The 20,842-nt window shown below is 75.5% G+C and carries 14 protein-coding genes; 4 read left to right on the top strand and 10 right to left on the bottom strand.

Annotated elements, in window-relative coordinates; genetic code table 11:
* Positions 1–119: 119 nt before the first annotated feature.
* The 4 genes from QMQ26_RS27595 to QMQ26_RS27580 all read left to right on the top strand — a co-directional run bounded on the left by QMQ26_RS27595 (position 120) and on the right by QMQ26_RS27580 (position 5,295).
* Complete coding sequence (locus QMQ26_RS27595; RefSeq protein WP_282203072.1) at positions 120–1,502, top strand: hypothetical protein; 1,383 nt, start codon at positions 120–122, stop codon at positions 1,500–1,502.
* A 264-nt stretch (positions 1,503–1,766) separates the two neighbouring features.
* Positions 1,767–3,140, top strand: coding sequence for an alkaline phosphatase family protein (locus tag QMQ26_RS37540; RefSeq protein ID WP_318552057.1), 1,374 nt, complete (start codon positions 1,767–1,769; stop codon positions 3,138–3,140).
* Complete coding sequence (locus tag QMQ26_RS27585; protein WP_282203071.1) at positions 3,140–4,366, top strand: MFS transporter; 1,227 nt, start codon at positions 3,140–3,142, stop codon at positions 4,364–4,366. The genes QMQ26_RS37540 and QMQ26_RS27585 overlap by 1 nt, the downstream gene beginning before the upstream one ends.
* On the top strand, positions 4,363–5,295 hold the full coding sequence (locus tag QMQ26_RS27580) for a YncE family protein (protein WP_100839913.1): 933 nt from the start codon (positions 4,363–4,365) through the stop codon (positions 5,293–5,295). Before QMQ26_RS27585 ends, QMQ26_RS27580 begins: the two co-directional genes overlap by 4 nt.
* 92 nt (positions 5,296–5,387) lie before the next feature.
* Here the strand turns inward: QMQ26_RS27580 and QMQ26_RS27575 are convergent, their stop codons facing one another.
* The 10 genes from QMQ26_RS27575 to QMQ26_RS27530 all read right to left on the bottom strand — a co-directional run bounded on the left by QMQ26_RS27575 (position 5,388) and on the right by QMQ26_RS27530 (position 20,834).
* The gene (locus tag QMQ26_RS27575; protein WP_282203070.1) at positions 5,388–6,095 is read right to left on the bottom strand and encodes a DUF6308 family protein; all 708 of its coding nucleotides are present in this window, start codon (positions 6,093–6,095) and stop codon (positions 5,388–5,390) included.
* A complete protein-coding gene (locus tag QMQ26_RS27570) occupies positions 6,092–7,198 on the bottom strand; it encodes a histidinol-phosphate transaminase (protein WP_282203069.1) in 1,107 nt (368 codons plus the stop codon). Before QMQ26_RS27570 ends, QMQ26_RS27575 begins: the two co-directional genes overlap by 4 nt.
* 17 nt (positions 7,199–7,215) lie before the next feature.
* Positions 7,216–7,857, bottom strand: coding sequence for a LysE family translocator (locus QMQ26_RS27565; protein ID WP_100839915.1), 642 nt, complete (start codon positions 7,855–7,857; stop codon positions 7,216–7,218).
* Between the two features lie 30 nt (positions 7,858–7,887).
* Positions 7,888–8,745: a 4'-phosphopantetheinyl transferase family protein gene (locus QMQ26_RS27560; protein WP_282203068.1), complete on the bottom strand. Its 858-nt coding sequence runs from the start codon at positions 8,743–8,745 to the stop codon at positions 7,888–7,890.
* Positions 8,742–9,521, bottom strand: coding sequence for a thioesterase II family protein (locus QMQ26_RS27555; protein ID WP_282203067.1), 780 nt, complete (start codon positions 9,519–9,521; stop codon positions 8,742–8,744). Before QMQ26_RS27555 ends, QMQ26_RS27560 begins: the two co-directional genes overlap by 4 nt.
* Positions 9,518–10,672 (bottom strand): HAD-IIIC family phosphatase, encoded by a 1,155-nt coding sequence (locus tag QMQ26_RS27550; RefSeq protein WP_282203066.1) that lies wholly within the window; start codon positions 10,670–10,672, stop codon positions 9,518–9,520. Before QMQ26_RS27550 ends, QMQ26_RS27555 begins: the two co-directional genes overlap by 4 nt.
* Entirely contained in the window at positions 10,669–11,883 is a 1,215-nt protein-coding gene (locus tag QMQ26_RS27545; protein ID WP_282203065.1) for an acyl-CoA dehydrogenase family protein, read from the bottom strand. Before QMQ26_RS27545 ends, QMQ26_RS27550 begins: the two co-directional genes overlap by 4 nt.
* A gap of 35 nt (positions 11,884–11,918) precedes the next feature.
* Positions 11,919–12,188 (bottom strand): acyl carrier protein, encoded by a 270-nt coding sequence (locus QMQ26_RS27540; protein WP_100839920.1) that lies wholly within the window; start codon positions 12,186–12,188, stop codon positions 11,919–11,921.
* Between the two features lie 145 nt (positions 12,189–12,333).
* Positions 12,334–18,903, bottom strand: a complete 6,570-nt coding sequence (locus QMQ26_RS27535; protein ID WP_282203064.1) for a type I polyketide synthase — start codon at positions 18,901–18,903, stop codon at positions 12,334–12,336.
* Positions 18,903–20,834: a non-ribosomal peptide synthetase gene (locus QMQ26_RS27530; protein ID WP_282203063.1), complete on the bottom strand. Its 1,932-nt coding sequence runs from the start codon at positions 20,832–20,834 to the stop codon at positions 18,903–18,905. The genes QMQ26_RS27535 and QMQ26_RS27530 overlap by 1 nt, the downstream gene beginning before the upstream one ends.
* Positions 20,835–20,842 lie beyond the last annotated feature (8 nt).

Below are 20,842 nucleotides of genomic sequence, written 5' to 3'. Positions count from 1 at the left end.
TGGCGAACTCCGCCGACCGCACCGGAGTTCGGGTCAGCACGCAGGAAAACCTTTTCATCCGACCGGACATGACAGATGATCACACCCCTACGATGACGACCGATCACGAGGGGGAACGCGTGTCCAGGAACACGGGGCGAGGGAGCGGCGACGGCCGGGAGCGGGCCGACGGGGCGGCGGGGCGGCCCGGGCGGCGGGCGGTGCTGGCCGGGTTCACCGGGGCCGGGTTCACCGGGGCCGGGGCGCTGGCCGGGGGCCTGGTGCTGGGCGGCGGCAGCGCCGCGGCGGCCGGCGCGGCGACCGGGGTGGACGGGTACGTGGTGGACGTCCTGGCGAAGGGGGCCGACCCGACCGGACGGACGGCCAGCGACGCGGCGTTCCGGGCGGCGGCGGCCGAGCTGCTGGCCACCGAGCAGGTCAACCCGGTGGGCGGCCCGACGCCGACCAAGGTGCTGCTCGTCCCGCCGGGCAACTACCTGCTGAACCAGCCGGACTCGCTGCTGCCGAACGTCAGCGGCGAGGTCGCCAAGAAGGTCGTGGACGGCATCGCGATCGTCGGCTACGGCAAGCGGCTGTCCCGGATCACGTACGCGCCGGCCGCGCGGGACACCGTGCTGTGGACCAACGACCAGCGGTACCGCAACATCCGGATCAGCGGGCTGACCTTCGAGAGCCTGGACCCGACCGCGACGTTCAACCTCGCCCGGTCCTCGGCCGCGTACGGCGTGCAGGACACCTGGTACACCGACGTCGAGTGGCGCGGCAGCTGGAAGGTCGGCATCGGCCTGGACGGCCCCGCCACCGCCAACCTGAACAGCGAGATGGGCTGGGACCACTGCCAGATCGGCGGGTCCTACGCCGACGCCTTCCTGGTGATCGGCATGACCCCGGCCGTCTCGCAGCAGGACCAGTTCCTGAACTACTGGTTCCGGGACTGCAAGGCCGAGTTCAAGTCCGGCGTGTTCGTGCGCAACGAGCGCGGCGGGTCGATGAACTTCATCGGCGGCTCGTACATCATCACCGACGCCGCCTCCACCGGCACGGTCTTCCAGCTCGGCGCGCAGGCCGCCACCCGGGCCGACTCGGCCATGCGGCTGCTGGTCCAGGGCATCCGGTTCGAACTGCGCGGCGCCGGACACAAGTTGATCGACTCCGCCTGGTACAAGGGCACCATCACCTTCGTCTCCTGCGACGACACCGCCAACTCCTTCCAGAGCTGGGCCCCGTCCGCCGTCACCCACGTGTACCGCTTCGACACCGTCAACCCCTCGCGCGGGCCGATGGTCCGCTACCAGGACTGCGCCCTGATGGGCGCGCACCAGGTGGTCGCGCCGACCGCGACCACCGCGGGCAAGCTGCTCTACGACGGCTGCCGCTTCATCAACGCGACGGCCGGCACCGGCGACACCGGCTTCCTGCGCTGGACCGGCACCGCGCCCTGGTACGAGTTCCGGGACTGCCTGCTGAAGAGCGGCCGGCAGTCGGACGTCAAGGCCCCGTAGCCCCGTCGGCAGCCGGGCCACGATCAGGCCCGCAGTGGACCGCCGTCCGGCGGCGGGAACGATGGCGGTGGCGGTCCCGATGGCTCGGAACCGGCCGTTGTCCGACGAGTTGGCGGACAGTCGGTGAACAGCATTGACATGTGCAGACAGCCGCCTGCCATGATGCATCGCCCGCCGTCGGCCGGTCCCCTCCCCGGCCGCCGGGTCCTCCCTGTTCCCCGGACGGCTCCGCCGCGAGCGTCCGCCCGAAGAAGGACGACCACAATGATCAGGAAGCCGGTGATCGCCTCCCTCCTCGCGGGGGCGCTCGCTCTCGTCGGCTCGGTACTGGCCGTGGACACCGGGTTCTCCGGCACCACGACCGCCTCCGCCGCCGCGGCCGTACCCCGCCCGGACCACGTCGTGATCGTGCTGTTCGAGAACAAGGACTACTCGACGATCATCGGCAGCGCCAACGCGCCGTACGTCAACTCCCTGGCCGCGCAGGGCGCGAGCTTCACCCAGTCCTACGGGGTCACCCACCCCAGCCAGCCGAACTACCTCGCCCTGTTCTCCGGCTCCCAGCAGGGCGTCACCGACGACTCCTGCCCGAAGAACTTCACCGGGACGGCCAACCTAGGCAGCCAGCTGCTCTCCGCCGGGTACACGTTCAAGGGCTACTCCGAGGCGCTCCCCTCGACCGGCTACACCGGCTGCTCCAGCGGCACCTACCAGCGCAAGCACGCGCCGTGGGTCGACTTCGACAACGTGCCCGGCGCCAACAGCGTCCCGTTCAGCACCTTCCCGACCGACTACGGCAAGCTGCCCACCGTCTCCTTCGTGACCCCCGACATGTGCAACGACATGCACGACTGCGCCGTCGGCACCGGGGACACCTGGCTGAAGAACAACCTCGACGGCTACGCGCAGTGGGCCAAGACCCACAACAGCCTGCTGATCGCCACCTTCGACGAGGACAACTTCAGCTCGGTCAACCAGATCGCCACCGTCATGGTCGGCGAGAAGGTCCGGCCCGGCGCCTACGCCGAACAGATCAACCACTACAGCGTGCTGCGGACGCTGGAGGACGCCTACGGCCTCGCCCCGCTGGGCTCCGCCGCCGGCGCGACCCCGATCACCGACGTGTGGACCACCTCGCCGCCGCCCACCGCCACACCCTCCCCCACCGGCCCGGCCTCGCCCAGCCCCTCGCCCACCCCGGTCCCGGGCCTGGTCAACGGCGGCTTCGAGTACGGCACGTTCACCGGCTGGACCCGCACCGGCACCACCGCGATCGCCGCCGCCCCGCACTCCGGCGCCTACGCCGCCGCGGTGGGCTCCACCTCGCCCACCGACGGCGACTCCGTCCTCACCCAGACCTTCACCGCGCCGCCCGGCGTCACCAAGCTCACCCTCTGGTGGAAGGGCGACTGCAAGGACACCGTGGCGTACGCCTGGGCGACCGTCGTCGTCAAGCACAACACCAGCGGCAGCACCAGCACCCCGCTGCCCAAGACCTGCACCGCCAACGGCTCCTGGCAGCAGGTCACCGACAAGCTCACCCCCGGCCACTCGTACACCGTGCAGCTGGTCAGCCACGACGACAACCACCCCGGCGACCCCAACATCACCTGGTTCGACGACCTCACGCTCAGCTGATGTACCTCACCGACACCCGCCCCGGGGCCTCCCTCAAGGGGGCCCCGGCCCGCCGCGTGCTGACCGGGAACGTCCTGGCGCTCGGCCTGGTCAGCCTGGTCACCGACGTCTCCTCCGAGATGGTCACCGCCGTCCTGCCCGCCTACCTGGTCCTCGGCCTGCACCTCGGCGTCGCCCAGTACGGCGCCTTCGACGGCCTCTACACCGGCGCCACCGCGCTCACCCGCCTCGCCGGCGGCTACCTCGCCGACCGGCTCCGCCGGCGCAAGCTCGTCGCCGCCGTCGGCTACGGCCTGTCCGCGCTCGCCAAGGTCGGGCTGCTGCTGACCCCCGCCGCGCCCGCGGCGGTCGGCGCCGTGCTGGCCGCCGACCGCACCGGCAAGGGCCTGCGCACCGCCCCGCGCGACGCGCTCATCACCCTCTCCGCGCCCCGCGAGCAGCTCGGCCGGGCCTTCGGCGCGCACCGCGCCCTCGACAGCCTCGGCGCGTTCGCCGGGCCGATCGTGGCCCTCGGCGTGCTCGCGCTGGCCGGCGGGGCGGGCCGCTCCTGGGACGCCGTCTTCGTCACCAGCCTGTGCTTCGCCCTGCTCGGCGTGCTGCTGCTCGCCCTGTTCGTCCGCGACCGCGAGCAGCCGCTGCCGCCCGGCGCCGTCTCCCCGCGCGCCGCCCTCGCCCTGCTGAAGGCCGGACCGCTGCGGGCCGTCTGCGCGGGCGCCGCGCTGCTCGGCCTGGCCACCGTCGGCGACGGCTTCGTCTACCTGCTCCTCCAGCACCGCGACGACCTGCCGCTGACCACCTTCCCGCTGCTGGCCGTCGGCACCGCCTGCGCCTACCTGGTGCTCGCCCCGCCGCTGGGCCGGCTCGCCGACCGGATCGGCCGCCGCCCGGTCGCCCTCGGCGGCTACGGCGCGCTGCTCGCCGTCTACCTCCTGCTGGCCACCGGGCGCGGCCCGCTCTGGGCCGTCCTGCTGCTGTACGGCGCCTTCTACGCCGCCACCGACGGCGTCCTGATGGCGCTGGCCGGTCCGCTCACCGCCCCCGAGCTGCGCACCACCGGCCTGGCCCTCGTCCAGACCTGCCAGGCCCTGGCCTACCTGGTCTCCTCCCTGCTGTTCGGCCTGGCCTGGCAACACCTGGGCAGCACCACCGCCTGTCTGGCCGCCGCCGCGGCCGCCGTCGCGGCCATGGCCGCCGCCGCTCCCCTGCTCAAAGGAACCACCCGATGAAGTGGCGCGTCCTGACCGCCCTCGCCGCCACCGTGCTGCTCGCCGCCGTCGCCGTCGGCTACACCGTGCTGCGCGCCCACCCGGCCCCGGCCGGGGACCGCCGCGCGGTGACCCTCGACGGACCCGGCCTGCTGCTGCGCGACACCACCAGCGGCACCCTCGCCCTCCAGCACCCCGACGGCACCCGCTCCGGCACCGACCTGCACTGCGCCCGGGTGTACGCCGCGTCGGGCACCGGCGTGTGCCTGCGGGAGAGTCCCGGCTCCTACCAACTCACCGTCCTGGACCGGAACCTGGACCAGCTGCGCAGCATCCCGCTGAACGGCACCCCCAGCCGGGCCCGGGTCTCGCCTTCGGGCCGGATGGTCGCCTGGACGGTCTTCGTCGCGGGCGACTCCTACAACGGCGGGCGCTTCTCCACCCGCTCCGGCATCCTCGACACCCGCACCGGCACCCTGGTCGGCACCCTGGAGAGCTTCACCGAGGAGGGCCGCCCGCTGCCCGCCGACGCCAACGTCTGGGGCGTCACCTTCACCACCGACGACAACACCTTCTACGCCACCCTGTCCGCCGGCGGCCACCGCTCGCTGGTCCGCGGCGACTTCGCCCGGCGCGACCTCCAGGTCCTCAAGGACAACGTCGAGTGCCCGTCCCTGTCCCCGGACGGCACCCGGATCGCCTACAAGAAGATGCTCCCCGACCAGACCTGGCGGCTGACCGTCCTGCTCCTCGCCGACGGCACCGAGACCCCCCTCGCCGAGACCCGCAGTGTCGACGACCAGGCGGCCTGGCTCGACGGCACCACCGTGGCCTACGGCCTCCCGCACGACCACGGCACCGGCGCCGACACCTGGACCGTCCCCGCCGACGGCAGCGGCACACCCCGGCTGCTCGCCCGGGACGCCGAGTCCCCCGCGCAACTGCGCTGACCGCCGCGCGCCCCGGCGACCGGGCCGGGGGCGGACCGGGGGCGGACCGGAGGCGGACCGGAAGCGTCGGAGGCATGCGGCGTGCGGCGCGGTCAGTAGGGGCAGGGGTGGCCGTCGGCGCGGTGGCCCGTCCAAACCACGACGTCGCACACCCGCAGCGCGCTCACCGCCGTCGGCAGGTCGGCGGCGGCGTGCAGTTCCGCCAGCCGGTGCGCCAGCGCGCCGCCGTCCGCGCGCAGGGCGGCGTGCAGCGGCGACCAGAACCGGTCGGGCCGGTCCAGCGCGCAGCGCACCACCCGGTCGTAGACCGGCAGCAGCCGGGGGCGCTTGCGGGCCAGCAGCTTCCCGGCGAGGACCCAGCCGACGCCGGGCTCGCGGTACAGCCGCCGCCAGGCCCGGGCGGCGGGCGCGTCGTCGGCGACGTGCCCGGGGTCGGCGTCGGCCAGGTCGAGACCGACCGGCACGGCGCGCAGCAGGGCGTGCAGGTCCTCCCCCAGCGGGCCTTCCAGCAGGTCCAGGGCGACGCGGGCGGGCACGATCACCGACAGGGTCTGCACGGCGATCAGGTCGTCCGCGGTGAACCGGTCGGCGCTGCCCGGGCGCTCCCCGCCACCGGCCAGCCGCTCGAACCGGCCGCCGGTGTACGGCGCGGCACCGGGCGGCAGCCCGATCCCGTAGTAGCGGCGCAGGTCGGCGACGGCACCGTCCCGGGCGAGCAGGGCGTGCAACCGCGCGGCCAGCGGCGGGCACTGCGGCCCGGTCCGGTTGGTCCGGGCGGTCCGGTTGGTCCGGGCGGTCAAGGGTGCGCGGTCTCCGTCCTCGTCTGACGTTCGGTCAATTCCCCTTGCCGGTAATCCTGTCCGGCGGAGGCGCGCCAGGCGGCGGTGACGGCGAGGGCAGTGTCGTTGGCCTCGGGGGTGCCGATGGTGAGGCGGACGCCCTCGCCGGGGAAGGCTTTGACGGTGACTCCGGCGGCGGTGCAGGCCGCCGCGAACGCGGTGGTGCGGTCGTCCAGCCGGAGCCAGACGAAGTTGGCGTGCGAGTCGGCCGGCGGCCAGCCCTGGGCCCGCAGCCGGGCCTGGACCCGGGCGCGTTCGGCGACCAGGGCGTCGACCCGCCGGCGCAGGTGGGGGCCGGCGGCGAGGGATTCGACGGCGGCGTCCTGGGCGATCCGGCTGACGCCGAACGGGAGGGCCACGGCCCGGGCCGCGGCGGCGACGGCCTCGTGGGCGACGGCGTAGCCGACCCGGAGCCCGGCCAGGCCGTACGCCTTGGAGAAGGTGCGGAGCACGGCCAGGTTCGGGCGGGTGCGGTGGAGGTCGACGCCGTCGGGGGTGCCGTCGGGGGCGAACTCGCGGTAGGCCTCGTCCAGCACGACCAGGGTGTCGGCGGGGACGGCGTCGAGGAACGTCACCAGGTCGGCGGGCGGGACGGCGGTGCCGGTCGGGTTGTTCGGGTTGCAGAGCAGGACGACCCTGGTGCGCGGGGTGACGGCGGCGGCCATCGCGGCGAGGTCGTGGACCTCGCCCGCGGCCAGCGGGACGGCGACCGGGGTGGCCCCGGCGAGTGCGGTCGCCTCCGGGTACGCCTCGAACGAGCGCCAGGCGTACAGGACTTCGTCCCCGGGCCCGGCGGCGGAGCGGACCAGTTGGAACAGCACGCCGACCGAGCCGGGGCCGATCACCAGGTGCGCGGGCGGGACGCGCAGGTGCGCGGCGAGGGCGGCGGTCAGCCGGGCGGCGGTCGGGTCCGGGTACTGGTTGAGGGTCCGCAGGGCGGCGGTGGCCCGTTCCAGGACGCCGGGCAGCGGCGGGTAGGGGTTCTCGTTCGCGTGCAGCCGGTGCTCGGCTAGCGCGGGCGGGACGGCGCCGGGCGCGGGCGGGGCGGCGGGGGTGTCGGTCATGTCGGCTCCGTGGCGGCTCAGCCGCCGGTGAGGCCGGTCGCCAGGGTGGCGGCGGCGAGGACGAGGAAGACGCCGGCGACGATGTACCGCTCCGCGCGGAGGAAGCCGCGGCTCTGCCGGGCGCGTTGGCGCAGGAGTGAACTGAGCAGCGCCCAGCCGGCGTTGGTGCAGACGCCGACCAGGACGAAGACCAGTCCGAAGACCAGGGTCTGGGACCAGACCGCCCCGTGTCCGCTGTGGATGAAGGACGGGAGGAAGGCGAGGAAGAACAGGGTGCTCTTCGGGTTGAGCGCGTTGACGACCAGGCCGTCGGAGAAGATCCGCGGCGAGCGGGCGGGCGCCTCCGCGGGCCGCTCCTCGGACGGGTCCGGGTCGGGGGTGCGCAGGCGCTTGACGCCGAGCCAGACCAGGTAGCCGGCGCCCGCGTACTTGACCACGTCGAAGGCCGTCTGGGAGGAGGCCACCAGGGCGGACAGGCCGACCACGGCGGCGACCACCTGGACGAGGTCCCCGCAGGCCAGGCCCAGGGTGGACAGCAGGCCGGCCCGGCGCCCCTGGTCGAGCGTGCGACCGGTGACGTACAGCACCGACGGCCCGGGGATCAGCAGGAGCACCAGGGAGGCCGTGAAGAACCACCAGAGGCTGGACAGGTCAGGCATGCGGTCCGGTTCCTTTCGTCCGCGTTCTCGTCAGGCGGAACGGATGGGCGTCGTCCGGCGGGCCCGGTCCTGCGTCAAGGTCCAGCGGTGCGCCGGCGCGCAGGGCTCGAAAGCCGCGACGGTCGCACAATATCCTTTGTCCAGTGGGAGGTTGCTCAGTTTCCACCGACCGACGGTGATCGTCGTCGGGTCCTGTGCGCCGGTGCTGAGCCGGCGCGGGACGGGCACGTCGGCGGCCTTGGCGTACGCCTCCCGCCAGGTCCAGCGGGTGAAGAAGGCGTGCCGTCCGGCGGCCGGCGGCAGCGCGGCGATCAGCCGGGCGTCGGCCGGGTCGAGGAAGCGGGCGGCCATCGCCCGGTGGTCGAGGTCGGTGCGGACCAGTTCCAGGTCGACGCCGACGGTGCCGGTGCGGGTGACGGCGATCAGCGCGAGGCCACCGGAGTGCGAGAGGTTGAAGTCGAGCCCCGCCGGGCCGGGCGCCGCGCCGGTGTCCGTGCCGGGGGCCGGGGCGGCGTCCGTACCGGGGGCCGGGGCGAGGCGGGGGCGGCCGCGGGCGGTGCGGTGCAGCCGGAGGTCGGCGGGGGCCTGTCCGGTGTAGCGGGCCAGGACGGTGCGCAGCGCGCCGTGCGCGGTGACGTGGCGGGCGCGTTCGAGCGGCAGCCGGCAGCCGGCGGCCCGGGCCCGCTCCCCGGCGTCGAGCAGGTCCGCGTACCGGCGCACGGCGGGCGCGGGCAGGTCGAGGCGGACCCGCCAGACGTGCACCTCGCCGGGGGCGAGGACGGGCGCGGCGGGGCCCGGCGGCCAGTGCCCGGGCGGCCGGTGGTCGGGCGGCCAGTGCCCCGGCGGCCGGTGGTCGGGCGGCCGGTGGTCGGGTCGGGGCGCGGTCACGGGGTGAGCGCTCCGGCGCCGCGGTCGGCCGGGCGGCGCAGCAGCCGGGAGAGTTCGGCCAGGACCTCCGCCTGGGCGGTGTGCAGGAAGAAGTGCCCGCCGTCGAACATCCGCAGGGTGAAGGCGCCGGTGCTCTGCCGGGCCCAGGCGGCCAGGCCCGCGGCGTCGACGTCCGGGTCGGCGCGGCCGCCGAAGGCGGTGATCGGGACGGGCAGCGGCTCCTGCGGGCGGTGGGTGTAGGAGTCGTTGAGCTGGAAGTCGGCCCGCAGCCCGGGCAGGACCAGGCGCATCACCCGGGCGTCGGCGAGCAGGGCGTCGGGGGTGCCGCCGAGTTCGCGCAGCCGGGCCAGGAACTGCTCCTCCGGGAGGTGGTGGATCAGCGGCCGGTTGTGGGCGAGCTGCGGGGCGCGGCGGCCGGAGACCACCAGGTGCTCGGGGGCGGGCGCGCCGAGGGCGCGCAGCCGGCGGGTGAGGGCGAACGCGATCAGCGCGCCCATGCTGTGCCCGAACAGGGCGAACGGGGGCCGGCAGTGCTCGGCCAGCGCCTCGGTGAGGTCGGGCAGCAGGTCCTCGACGTCGGTGTAGGCCGACTGGAAGATCCGCGACTCGCGGCCGGGCAGCCGGACGGCGCACACCTCGACGTCGTCCGGCAGGCCGCGCGGCCACTCGGCGAACGCCGAGCTGCCGCCCCCGGCGTAGGCGAAGCAGACCAGCCGGAGCCGGGCACCGGGGTGGGGCGCGGTCCTGACCACCCACGGCCCGCCGGACGCGCTCACCGCGGGCCCTCCCCGGACGCGTCCTCCCCGGACGGCGGTTCCCCGGACGGCGGCTCGGCGGACGGCGGCTGGAGGGACGGCGCCTGCACGGTCAGGTACTGCGGGTCGCCGGGGACGTCGGTCAGGTCGGCCTCGAACAGCGCCAGTCCGTCGTCGCCGGTGAGCTGCCGGAACCCGGTGAACTTGTAGGTGATCAGCATCATCCGGTTGCGCCCGTTGGGCAGGTACTCGGCCAGCAGCCGGACGCCCGCCGCCCGGGCGCGGCGGCGCAGCAGGTTGATGATCACGCCGCCGACGCCCCGGGACATCACCCGGCAGGACATCAGCAGCAGCTTGACCGTCCAGGCGCCCGGGTCCTCGGCCAGCAGCACCAGGCCGATGGTGCCGTACGGGCCGTGCCGGTCCTCCAGCCGGGCGACCAGCAGTTCGTGGGTGTCGGAGCGGCGGAAGGCGTCGAGCTCCTCGTACGAGTAGGTGTAGCCGGTGGTGTTGAGCTGGTGGGTGCGGACGGTCAGCTCCTCGGCGCGGCGCAGGTCCTCCTCCTGGGCGGGCAGGACGGTGAGCGTCATGCCGAGGGTGGCGAGGAAGGACTCCTGCGGGCCGGTGAACTCCTGCTCGACCCGGGTGCGTTCCTGGTCCGCGAGGTACATCTCGCGGCGGCGGGCGGAGTCCTCGGTGACGAACCGGGGCGAGAACTCCGGCCGGTCGGCGAGGCCCGCGGCGTCCACCGCGTCGACGCACAGCAGTTCGGGGATTTCGAAGGCGACCTCGCCGCGCTCGAAGGCGTCGTCGTCGACGAAGGCGAAGGCATCCAGGCCGAGGTTGAGCGAGGCGGCGATGGAGCGGATCGACGAGGACTTCGCGTTCCAGTTGATCTGCGGGTAGAGGAAGTAGTCGAGCAGGCCGTGCCGGCGCAGCGCGGCGGTGGCGGCGTCGTGGTCGTTGCGGCTGGCGACGGAGTGCAGGATGCCGCGGCGGTCGAGCTCGACGATGACCTCGCGCAGTCCGGGGCGCAGCGGCGCCTCGCCGTCCTCCAGCAGGATGCCGTCCCAGAGGGTGTGGTCGAGGTCCCAGACCACGCACTTGACGGTCTTGGCGGGCCGCTCGCCGGCGGTGCCTTCCTGCGGGTCGGCGGTGCCCTGGGTGGTCATGCCGTCACCCTTTCGGTGGGAGTGGGGCCGGAGGTGGGAGTGGGGCCGGAGGTGGCGGTGGGGGCGGTGCGCGGGCGGGAGTGGTAGGCGGACTCGGCGATGGTGGTCTGCTGGAGTTCGGTGCTGCCCTCGATGATCTCCATCACCTTGGCGTCCCGCAGGTAGCGCTGCACCGGGTAGGCGTCGCCGCAACCGTGCGCGCCGTGCACCTGGACGGCGTCGGAGGCGGACCGGAACGCGGTGCGGGAGGCGTGGTACTTGGCGAGCCAGGTGGCGTGCAGGCTGTCGGTGGAGCGGTCCTGGCGCAGCCAGCCGGCCTGCTGGCAGAGCAGCCGGGCGGCGGCGGCGCCGGTGGCCATGTCGGCGAGCATCCGCTGCACCAGCTGGTGGTCGCGGAGCCGGACGCCGAAGGTCTCGCGCCGGTCGGCGTAGTCCAGGGAGGCGTCCAGGCACGCCTGGGTGAGGCCGACGCAGCCCCAGGCGACGCTGTAGCGGCCGAGTTCGAGGGCGCTGGCGGCGACGGCGCTCAGCCCGAAGCCGGGGCGGCCGAGCAGCGCGCCGTCCGGCACCGGGCAGTCCGTCAGGCTGAGTTCGGCGAGCATCGAGGCCCTGGTGCCGAGCACGCCGGTGACCGGCCGGACGGTCAGCCCGGGGGCGTCGCGGGGCACCAGGAAGGCCGCCTCCCGACCGTCCAGGCGGGCGAACAGCAGGTACACGTCGGCGCGGGCGCCGAAGGTGGTCCAGCGCTTCTCGCCGGTCAGCAGGTAGCCGTCGGCGGTGCGCCGGGCGGCCGTCCGCAGGCCCTTGACGTCGCTGCCGGCGCCCGGCTCGGTGAGCGCGAACGCGCCGATCGCCTCGCCGGTGGCGAACTTCGGCAGCCAGTGGGCGCGTTGGGCCCGGCTCCCCCAGCGGGCGACCGCGTACGAGGCCATGCCGTGCACGGTGACCAGGCTGCGCACGGACGAGCAGCCGCGGCCGAGTTCCTCGTTGAGCAGCCCGAAGGTGATCGGGTCGAGTCCGGTGCCGCCGTAGTCGGCCGGGACGGCGGCGCCCAGCAGGCCGCGGGCCGCGAAGTCCTTCAGGAACTCCTCGGGGAGCCGCTCGGCGCGGTCCCAGTCGTCCGCGCGGGGGGCCACGGCCTCCCGGACGAAGGACTCGTACTCCTCCCGCGCCGCGGCCTGGCCCGGGGTCAGTTGCACTCGGATGGCCATCTGTCCCTCTCCTGCCTCCTCTCCGGTCCGGCGGGTCAGGCGCGCGGCGCGGCGGCGCCCACGGCGGCCCGCTTGCGGGTGACGAGCGCGTCGAGGGCGTCCACCGTGCGGAAGTTGGCCAGTTCCAGGTCCTCGTCCTCCACGGTGATGCCGAACTCGCCCTCGACGAACAGCACCAGCTGCATGATGAAGAGCGAGTTCACGAACCCGGAGGCGAAGATGTCCTCGTCGTCGGCGAGCCGGTGCTCGCCGAAGAACTGGGCGAGGAAGGCGAGGATCTGCGGCTTGTGGTCGGCCGTCGTCATGGTGTGCGGTTCCTTCTTCTCGGTCGGGCTTCTCGGTTCGGGCTGCTCGGTTCGGGCTTCCCGGTCGGGCCGGTGGCGGCTCGGGAACGGGGCGGGGGCGGGGGCGGGGGCGCGGGCAGGGGCCCGGGTGCGGGGCGGCGGGGGCTCAGCGCAGCGCGGTGGCGTAGCTGTAGAAGCCCTGGCCGCTCTTGCGGCCGAGCAGTCCGGCGTCGACCATCCGCACCAGCAGCGGGCACGGCCGGTACTTGCTGTCGCTGAACGCGGCGTACAGGCCCTCGACGGACTGCAGGATGGTGTCCAGGCCGATCAGGTCGGCGGTCTCCAGCGGGCCCATGGTGTGGCCGAAGCAGGTCTTGAAGATCCGGTCGACCTCCTGGGCGGCGGCCACCCCCTCGTGGACCAGGTAGACGGCCTCGTTCACGGTGAGCATCAGGACCCGGTTGCTGACGAAGCCCGGCGAGTCCTCCACCAGGATTCCCTCCTTGCCGAGTTGGGCGAGCAGGGTGCGGGCGGCGTCCAGCGTCGCGGCGGAGGTGTGGTGGCCGCGGATCACTTCCACCGTGGGCTTGAGCGGCACCGGGTTCATGAAGTGCATGCCGAGGACGTTGGCCGGGCGGGAGGTGGCCGCGCCGATCCGGGTGATCGGGATGACCGAGGTGTTGGCGGCGAACACGGTGCGCTCCGGGCAGATCGCGTCCAGCCGCTGGTAGACGCCCTTCTTCAGGCCCCAGTCCTCGGTGATGTTCTCGATCACGAAGTCGACGTCGTCGAAGCCCTCGTAGTCGGTGCTGGAGGTGATCCGCTCCAGGACGGTCCGCTGGTCCTCCCGCGGGCCCCGGTCGCCCAGCAACCCGGCGAAGCGCAGACCCTGACGGACCGTCCGCTCGGCGGCGGCGAGGATCTCCGGCGTCCGGTCGACCAGCAGGACCCGGTGGCCGGTCCGGGCGAGCGCCTGCGCCAGGCCGGTGCCCATGACGCCGGCGCCGACCACGCCGACCGTGTGGATGTCAGACATGTGCTGTGCTCCGCTTCTGTGTGCCGTCGGTCGTCGGGGGTGGGCCGGGGTGCCGGTCGTCGGGGTACCGGTGGCCGGGGTGCCGAGGCGGCGGCGGAGGGCGGCGGCCTGCTCCGCCACCGTGAGCGCCTCGAACAGGGTGTTCAGCGGCAGGTCGACGCCGAACCGGCGGCGGACCCGGGCCGCCAGTTGCAGGCCGAGCAGCGAGTGGCCGCCGAGCTCGAAGAACTCGTCGTGCACGCCGACCCGCTCCAGGCCGAGCAGGTCCGCCCACAGCTCGGCGAGCCCGGCCTCGGTGTCGTCCCGTGGCTCGGCGTACGCGGTGAGCAGGCCGGGGCGCGGGTGGAGCGCGCCGTCCGGCCGCCCGGTGTCCGGGGCGTCCTGCGGCCCGGGGGCGCCGATCCGGTGGGCGCGGATGTCGGCGAACACCGCGTCCAGGTCCTTGGCGACCACCGCGACCTGCGGGCCGAGACCGGCGGTGAGCAGCCGCAGCAGCGCCTCGACGCCCTCGGCGGGCCGGATGCCCTGGTCCAGGTGGTCGCGGAGCGGTCCGGCGTCGCCGAGGCGGGCGGCCGGGGCGGCGGCGGGCGGGAAGCGGTAGGCGGCGGTCTCCCGGGAGGTGCCGTCGCGCAGCGCGCCGAGCCGGGTCTCCAGGTCGGCGACCCGCTTGAGGACGAAGTCCTCGACCCGGACGGTCTCCAGGCCGGTCTCGTCGAGCAGCGTGAAGTCGGCGGTGAAGGTCTCCTTGCCGCGGCGGTCCGCCTCGTGGAAGCGGTGGTGGCTGTAGATCCGGCGCGGCAGCGGGGCGAGCAGGGTGAGGCGGCCGTAGCGGAGCGGGATGCGGAACTCCTCGGCGAGGTTCATCCCGTGGAAGCCCGCGCCCAGGTCGAGCAGCGAGGGGTGCAGCGCGATCCGGTCCAGGTCGGCGGCGAACTGCGCGGGCAGTTCGAGTTCGGCGAGCGCCTCCTTCTCGCCCAGGTGCACCCGGCGCAGGCAGTGCGAGCGCGGGCCGAAGCCCATCGGCCCGGTGTGGGTGAGGGCGCCGAGGTCGCGCATGCCGGCCCGGGCGACCAGCTCGGCCGGGTCGTACCGGCGGGGCGGGGCGGTGTCGTCGCCGACCGGGCCGACGGCGCCGGTCACGTGCACCTGCCAGCCGTCGCCGTCGCCGCCGTCCGACCCCGCACCGCCCGCGCCGCCCGCGCCGTCCGGTCCGGCCGCGCCGCCCGCCGGCCCGCCGCCGGGCGCGCCCTCGCGGCTGACCACGGCGAACCGCGCCGGGGCGTGCCGCTTGTCGAGCACCACCCGCAGTTCGCGCTGCCGGTCCTCGCCGACCACCACCGGGGAGAGGAAGGTGACGTCCTCCAGCACCGCCCGGGGGTCGCCGCTCTGGTGCTCGTGGGCGGCCCGGACGAGTTCGAGGTGGCCGGTGCCGGGGACGACGGCGTTGCCGGCCATCCGGTGCTCGTCGATCAGCCAGGACCCGGCCACGCTGAGCGCCACCGCGTACACCGCGACGGCGTCGTCGTCGCGCAGGCAGGCGTCGAGCAGCGGGTGGTCGACGGGGCCGGTGCGGGCGGCCGGGGCGGCGGCGTCCGGGTGGCCGCCCGCGCCGAGGGTGCGGAAGGCCATGCCGACCTCCTGCCAGCCGTCCCAGTTGACCGAGACGGTGCGCGGGCCGCTGGTGGCGTCGCTGTGCTGCGCCAGGGCGTCCAGGAAGGCGTTGGCGGCGACGTAGTCGACCTGTCCGACGCCGCCGGTCAGCGCCAGGCTGGAGGAGCAGTGCACGGTGAAGTCGGGCGCCAGCCGGCGGGCCAGCGCGTCGACCGCCAGGCCGCCGCGGACCTTGGGGTCGAGCACCCGGTCGGCGGCTTCGGCGGTCTTGAGCTGGGCGAGGCCGGCGGCGGGCACCCCGGCGGCGTGCACGATGCCGTGGACGGCGCCGAACCGCTCCACCGCCCGGTCGGCGACCCGCTGGAGGGCGGCGGCGTCGGCCACGTCGGCGGCGGCGGTCATCACCTGCGCGCCGAGTCCTTCGAGTTCCAGCACGGCCCGGACCCGCTCGGCCGCCGCGCCGTCCGCCCGGCCGTCGGCGAGCAGCGCCGCCCACTCCTCGCGGGGCGGCAGCGGGGTGCGGCCGACCAGGACCAGCCGGGCCGCGACGGCGGTGGCGAGGTGCCGGGCGAGGGTGAGTCCGATGCCGCCGAAGCCGCCGGTGATCAGGTAGACGCCGTGCCGGCGCAGCGGGGTGCGGCCGTCCGCGGCGGCCTCCACCCGGACCGGCCGGTGGGTGCGCTCCCAGCGGCGGCGCCCGCGCAGCGCGGTGAGCGGGCGGGTGGTCGGGTCGAGCAGTTCCGCGTGCAGCAGGTCGGTGTCGGCGGCGCTCCAGCGGCGGCCGGGCGGCAGCGAGACGTCGACGGCGCGGCAGGTGGTGCCGGGCTGTTCCAGCGGCAGGACGAGGGCGGGCCCGGTGACGGTGGCCTTCTCCGGGGCGAGGGGTTCGGTGCCGAGGACGGCGTGGGCGTCGCTGGAGACGACGGTGAGGTGCGGCGGGGTGCCGGGGGCGGCGGCGGTGAGGGCCTGGTCGAGCCGGAGCAGGCTGTGGAAGCCGCGTTGCAGGGTCTCGTCGACGGGGCGGCGCGGGCCGACGGTCCACAGGTGGACCGTCCGGTCGGGCGGGCCGCCGTCGGCGGTGAGCCGGTCGACCAGGCGGCGGTGGTCGGCGGCGCTGGCGGGGTCGATCCGGTAGGCGCCGTCGCCGAGTTCGCCCCAGCCGCGGCCGGCCCGGACGGTGCTGACCCGGTGGCCGTCGCGGCGCAGGCGGGCGGCGAGCGCGTCGCCGACGCCCACCTCGTCGGTGAACAGCAGCCAGGAGGACGGCGCGCCGGGCGCGGCCTGCGGGCGGGCGGGCAGCGACTCCCAGACGGGGGCGTGGAACCAGTCCGCCAGGTCGGCCCGGCGGGCGAGCCCGGGCCGGGGGGCGGTCCGGCGGGGGGCCGGGTCGATCCAGTGCCGGCTCTCCTCGAACGGGTAGGGCGGGAGGGAGACCCGGGCGGCGCCGTCGCCGCCGCCGACGGCGGACCAGTCGAGGTCGACGCCGGCCGCCCACAGGGCGCCGGCGGTGTTCAGCAGGAACCGCTCCTCGCCCTGCCGGTCGAACCGGCCGGGCATCGAGGCGAGGGCGACGCCGGGGGCGGCGCCGGCCGGGCGCAGCTGGAGGGCCAGGCTGGTCAGCGACTGGCCGGGGCCGGTCTCCAGCAGCACCCGGCCGGGCCGCTCCCACAGCCGGCGGACGCCGTCCGCGAACCGGACCGGGCGGCGCAGGTGCCGCACCCAGTAGCCGGGGTCGGTGACCAGGTCGGCGTCGGCCCAGTCGCCGGTGACGTTGGAGACGTACGGGACGGTCGGCGGGTGCAGGGCGACCCCGGCGGCGAGCTCGGCGAACTCCTCGGTGATCGGGTCCATCAGGTGCGAGTGGAAGGCGTGCGTGGTCTGTAGCCGCCGGGCGGCGACGCCGTCGGCGGCCAGTCGGGCCTCCAGGGCGGCGACCGCCTCGTCGGTGCCGGCGACCACGCACAGCTCGGGCCCGTTGACGGCGGCCGGCGACAGGTCGTCGCCGAGCAGGCCGAGGACGGTGCGTTCGGGCAGCGGCACGGCCAGCATGGCGCCGGCGGGCAGGCCGTCGATCAGCCGGGCCCGGTGGGCGACCAGCTTGAGGGCGTCGTCCAGCGACAGCACCCCGGCCAGGTGCGCGGCGGTGTACTCGCCGATGCTGTAGCCGATCAGCGCGGCCGGGCGGACGCCCCAGGACTCCCAGAGCCGGGCCAGCGCGTACTCGACGGCGAAGGTGGCGGGCTGCGCGTAGCGGGTGCGGTCGAGTTCGGTGCGGTCGGCGGCGGCGGGGCCGCGCAGCATCCGGCGCAGGTCGGGCCCGGCGGCGGCGGTGTCGGCGGTGTCGGCGGGGTGGAGCAGTTCGCGCAGGTCGAGGCCGAGGTGGGGGCGGAAGCCTTCGGCGCAGCGGTCGAGGGCGGCCCGGTAGACCGGTTCGGCCTCGTACAGTTCGCGTCCCATGCCGGGGCGCTGCTCGCCGAGGCCGGGCAGCACCAGGGCGACCTCGCGGGGGGTGCCGTCGTGGTGGCCGGTGCGGACGGTGCCGGGGGTGCGCTCGCGCAGCGCGCGGGCGGCCCGGGCGGTGTCCTCGGCGACCAGGAAGCGGCGGTGGCCGAAGTGGCGGCGGCCGGTCTGCAGGGTGCGGGCGGTGCCGGCCAGGTCGGGCGGGGCGGCGCCGTCGAGGCGGTCGGCGAGGCGGTCGGTGGCGGCCTCCAGCGCGGTGGCGGTGCGGGCGGTGAGCGGCAGCAGGACGCGGCGGCGGCCGGGGGCGCGGCGGGCGGCGGGCGCGGGGGCCTCCTCCAGGACGACGTGGGCGTTGGTGCCGCCCATGCCGAAGGAGCTGACGCCGGCCCGGCGCGGTCCGCGGTCGGCGGGCCAGTCGGTGAGGCGGGTGGTGACCCGGAACGGCACGGCGGCGAAGTCGACGGCCGGGTTGGGGACGTCGAAGTGCAGGCTGGGCGGGATCTGCCGGTGCTGGAGCGCCAGTACGGTCTTGATCAGCCCGGCGACGCCGGAGGCGGCGTGGGTGTGGCCGATGTTGCCCTTGACGGCGCCGATCGCGCAGCTGCCCGGCGGGAGGGCCCCGAAGGCCCGGCCGAGCGCCTCGATCTCGATCGGGTCGCCGAGCGGGGTGCCGCTGCCGTGGGTCTCGACGTAGCCGATGGTGGCGGGGTCGACCTCGGCGGCCTCCAGGGCGGCGCGGATCACCCGGGCCTGGCCGGCCACGCCGGGGGCGGTGAAGCCGATCCGCTCGGCGCCGTCGTTGCCGACCGCGGAGCCCTTGATGACGGCCCGGACCGGGTCGCCGTCGGCCAGCGCGTCCTCCAGCCGTTTGAGCACGACCACGCCGACGCCGTTGGCGGCGACGGTGCCCTGGGCGGCGGCGTCGAACGGGCGGCAGTGGCCGTCGGCGGAGAAGATCCCGCCGGGCTGGAACAGGTAGCCCTGGTGCTGGTGGGCGCGGACGGTGGCGCCGCCGGCCAGCGCGGTGTCGCAGGCGCCGCTGAGCAGGGCCTGGCAGGCCAGGTGGACGGCGACCAGGGAGGTGGAGCAGGCGGACTGGACGGTGAGGGCGGGGCCGGACAGGTCGAGCTTGTAGGCGATCCGGGTCGCCAGGAAGTCGCGCTCGTTGGCGAGGTTGCGGGCGAAGACCTCGCCGGGGTCGTCGGGGTCGATCAGGCCGTCGACGTGGTCGACGTAGCTGTTGTAGTAGGTGCCGGCGTAGACGCCGACCTGGCCGGGCACGGCGCGCGGGTCGTGGCCGGAGTCCTCCAGGGCCTCCCAGGCGCACCGGAGCAGGACCCGGTGCTGGGGGTCCGTCAGGTCGGCCTCCTTCGGGCTCATCCCGAAGAAGTCCGCGTCGAAGCGGTCGGCACCGGCCAGCACGCCCTGGGCGGCGACGTAGTCGGGGTCGGTGCGCAGCGCCTCGGGGACGCCCCGGGCGGCGAGTTCCCCGGGGGTGAAGAAGGTGATCGACTCGGTGCCGGTGCGCAGGTTCTCCCAGTACTGCTCGGGGCCGTCCGCGCCGGGGAAGCGGCAGGCGAGCCCGATGACGGCGATCTCCAGGCCGGTGGTGTCGTCGGCGTGCTCCATCAGCTGTTCTCCTTCGGTGCGCCGGTGCGCCGCCGGTCGAGCTGCCGGCGCAGCCGGTCGCGGCCGCGGTCGAGGCGTTCCCGGGCCGCGGGGTCGGGGTCCGCGGGCGCTGCGGACCCGGCGGGCTCGGCGGGCGGGTCGGCGAGGTGCCGGGCGAGGGTGTCGACGGTGGGGCACATGGTCAGCGCCAGCAGCGGGACGTCCCGGCCGAGCCGCTCGCCCAGCGCGGCGGCGACCCGCTTGAGCAGCAGCGAGTTGCCGCCGAGGTCGAAGAAGTTGTCGTCGGCGCCGAAGTCCTCGGTGCCGAGCACCTCGGCCCAGACGGCGGCGACCTGCCGGGCGAGCGGGTCACCGGGGGCGGCCCGGTGGGCGGGGGCGGCGGCCCCGGCGGCGGCGAGGAGTTCGGCGAGCCGCAGCCGCTGGACCTTGCCGGTGGGGCTGCGCGGGACGTCCTCGACCAGGTGGACCCGGCTGGGGACCTTGAAGTCGGCGAGCCGTTCCCGGGCGTACGCGCGGATGTCCCGCTCGACCACGACGGCGCCGGGCCGCGGGACGACGGCCACCGCGACGTCCTCGCCGAGGGTCGGGTGCGGGACGCCGAAGGCGACGGCCAGCTTGACCGCCGGGTGGCCGGCCAGCACCTCGTCGATCTCGACCGGGGCGACCTTGGAGCCGCCCCGGTTGATGATCTCCTTGCTGCGGCCGACGACGTACAGGTAGCCGTCCGCGTCGAGCCGCCCCTCGTCGCCGGTGCGCAGCCAACCCCCGGTGAAGGCAAGGGCGTTGGCCTCGGGGTTGGCCTCGTAGCCGGCGGTGACGTTGGCGCCGCGGATGGCGATCTCGCCGGACTCGCCGACCGGCACCGGGCGGCCGGCCTTGTCGAGGACGGCCACCGCCTCGCCGACCGGCAGGCCGACCGAGCGGGGCTTGCGCGTCCCGGGCGGCAGCGGGTTGGTGGTGACCAGGGAGCCGGCCTCGGTCATGCCGTACGCCTCGATCACCGGGGCGCGGAAGGCTTCCTCCAGGGCGGTGAGGACGGCGCCGGGCAGCGGCGCGGAGGCCGAGCGGACGAACCGGAGCCGGGTCGCGGCGAGGACCTCGCGGTGCCGGTCGGCGACGGACAGCAGGGCCTGGTGCATGGCGGGCACGGCGGTGTACCAGGTCGGGCGGAACTCCCCCAGCCAGCGGTAGAAGCCGGTGTCGCTGAAGCCGGGGGTGCAGACGATGCCGGCGCCGCGCACCAGGGTGGCGAGCAGGGTGCTGGTCAGGCCGTGGGCGTGGAACAGCGGCATCGGGTTGAGGCAGAGGTCGTGCTCGTCGAGGGCGAAGGCGGCGCCGGTGTTGCGGGCGGCGACGTGCAGGTTGGCGTGGGTGAGCGGGACGAGCTTGGGGCGGTCGGTGGTCCCGGAGGTGTGCAGGATCAGCGCGGTGTCGTCCGGGCCGCCGGGGCCGCCGTCCGCGGCCGGGACGGGGGTGGCCGGGCCGGCGCTGCGCAGCTCGAACTCACCGGCGGGGCTGCCGGGCCGGGAGGTGAGTTCGATGATCCGCAGGCCGCGCTCGCGGGCCACCTCGACGGCGGGCGAGTCGTCGCCCGCCTCGACCAGCAGGGCGTCGGCCCGCATGTCCGCGAGGTAGAACGCGAACTCCTGCCGCCGGTACGCCGGGTTGAGCGGGGCGCTCTGGGCGTACGCGGCGGTGCCGAGGAACGCGACGGCCAGGTCGGGGCCGTTGGGCAGCACCAGGGCGACCCGGTGCGGGCGGCCCAGGCCGAGGCCGTTCAGGGTCCGCCCGACCTCCTCGACCCGGCGGGCGAGCGCCCGGTAGCTGAGCGGGGCCCGGTCGGGGGCGAGGAGGGCGACGGCCTCCGGCCGGTCGGCGGCCCGGTCGGCGATCAGTCGGCGGAGGCCGGTGGGCGGGGCGTCCTCGGTCACGGTCTTCC

It is taken from the genome of Kitasatospora fiedleri (assembly GCF_948472415.1).
GTDB lineage: Bacteria > Actinomycetota > Actinomycetes > Streptomycetales > Streptomycetaceae > Kitasatospora > Kitasatospora fiedleri.
The sequence above is the reverse complement of the archived record's forward strand: the minus strand, read 5'-3'. Positions and strand labels throughout refer to the sequence as shown.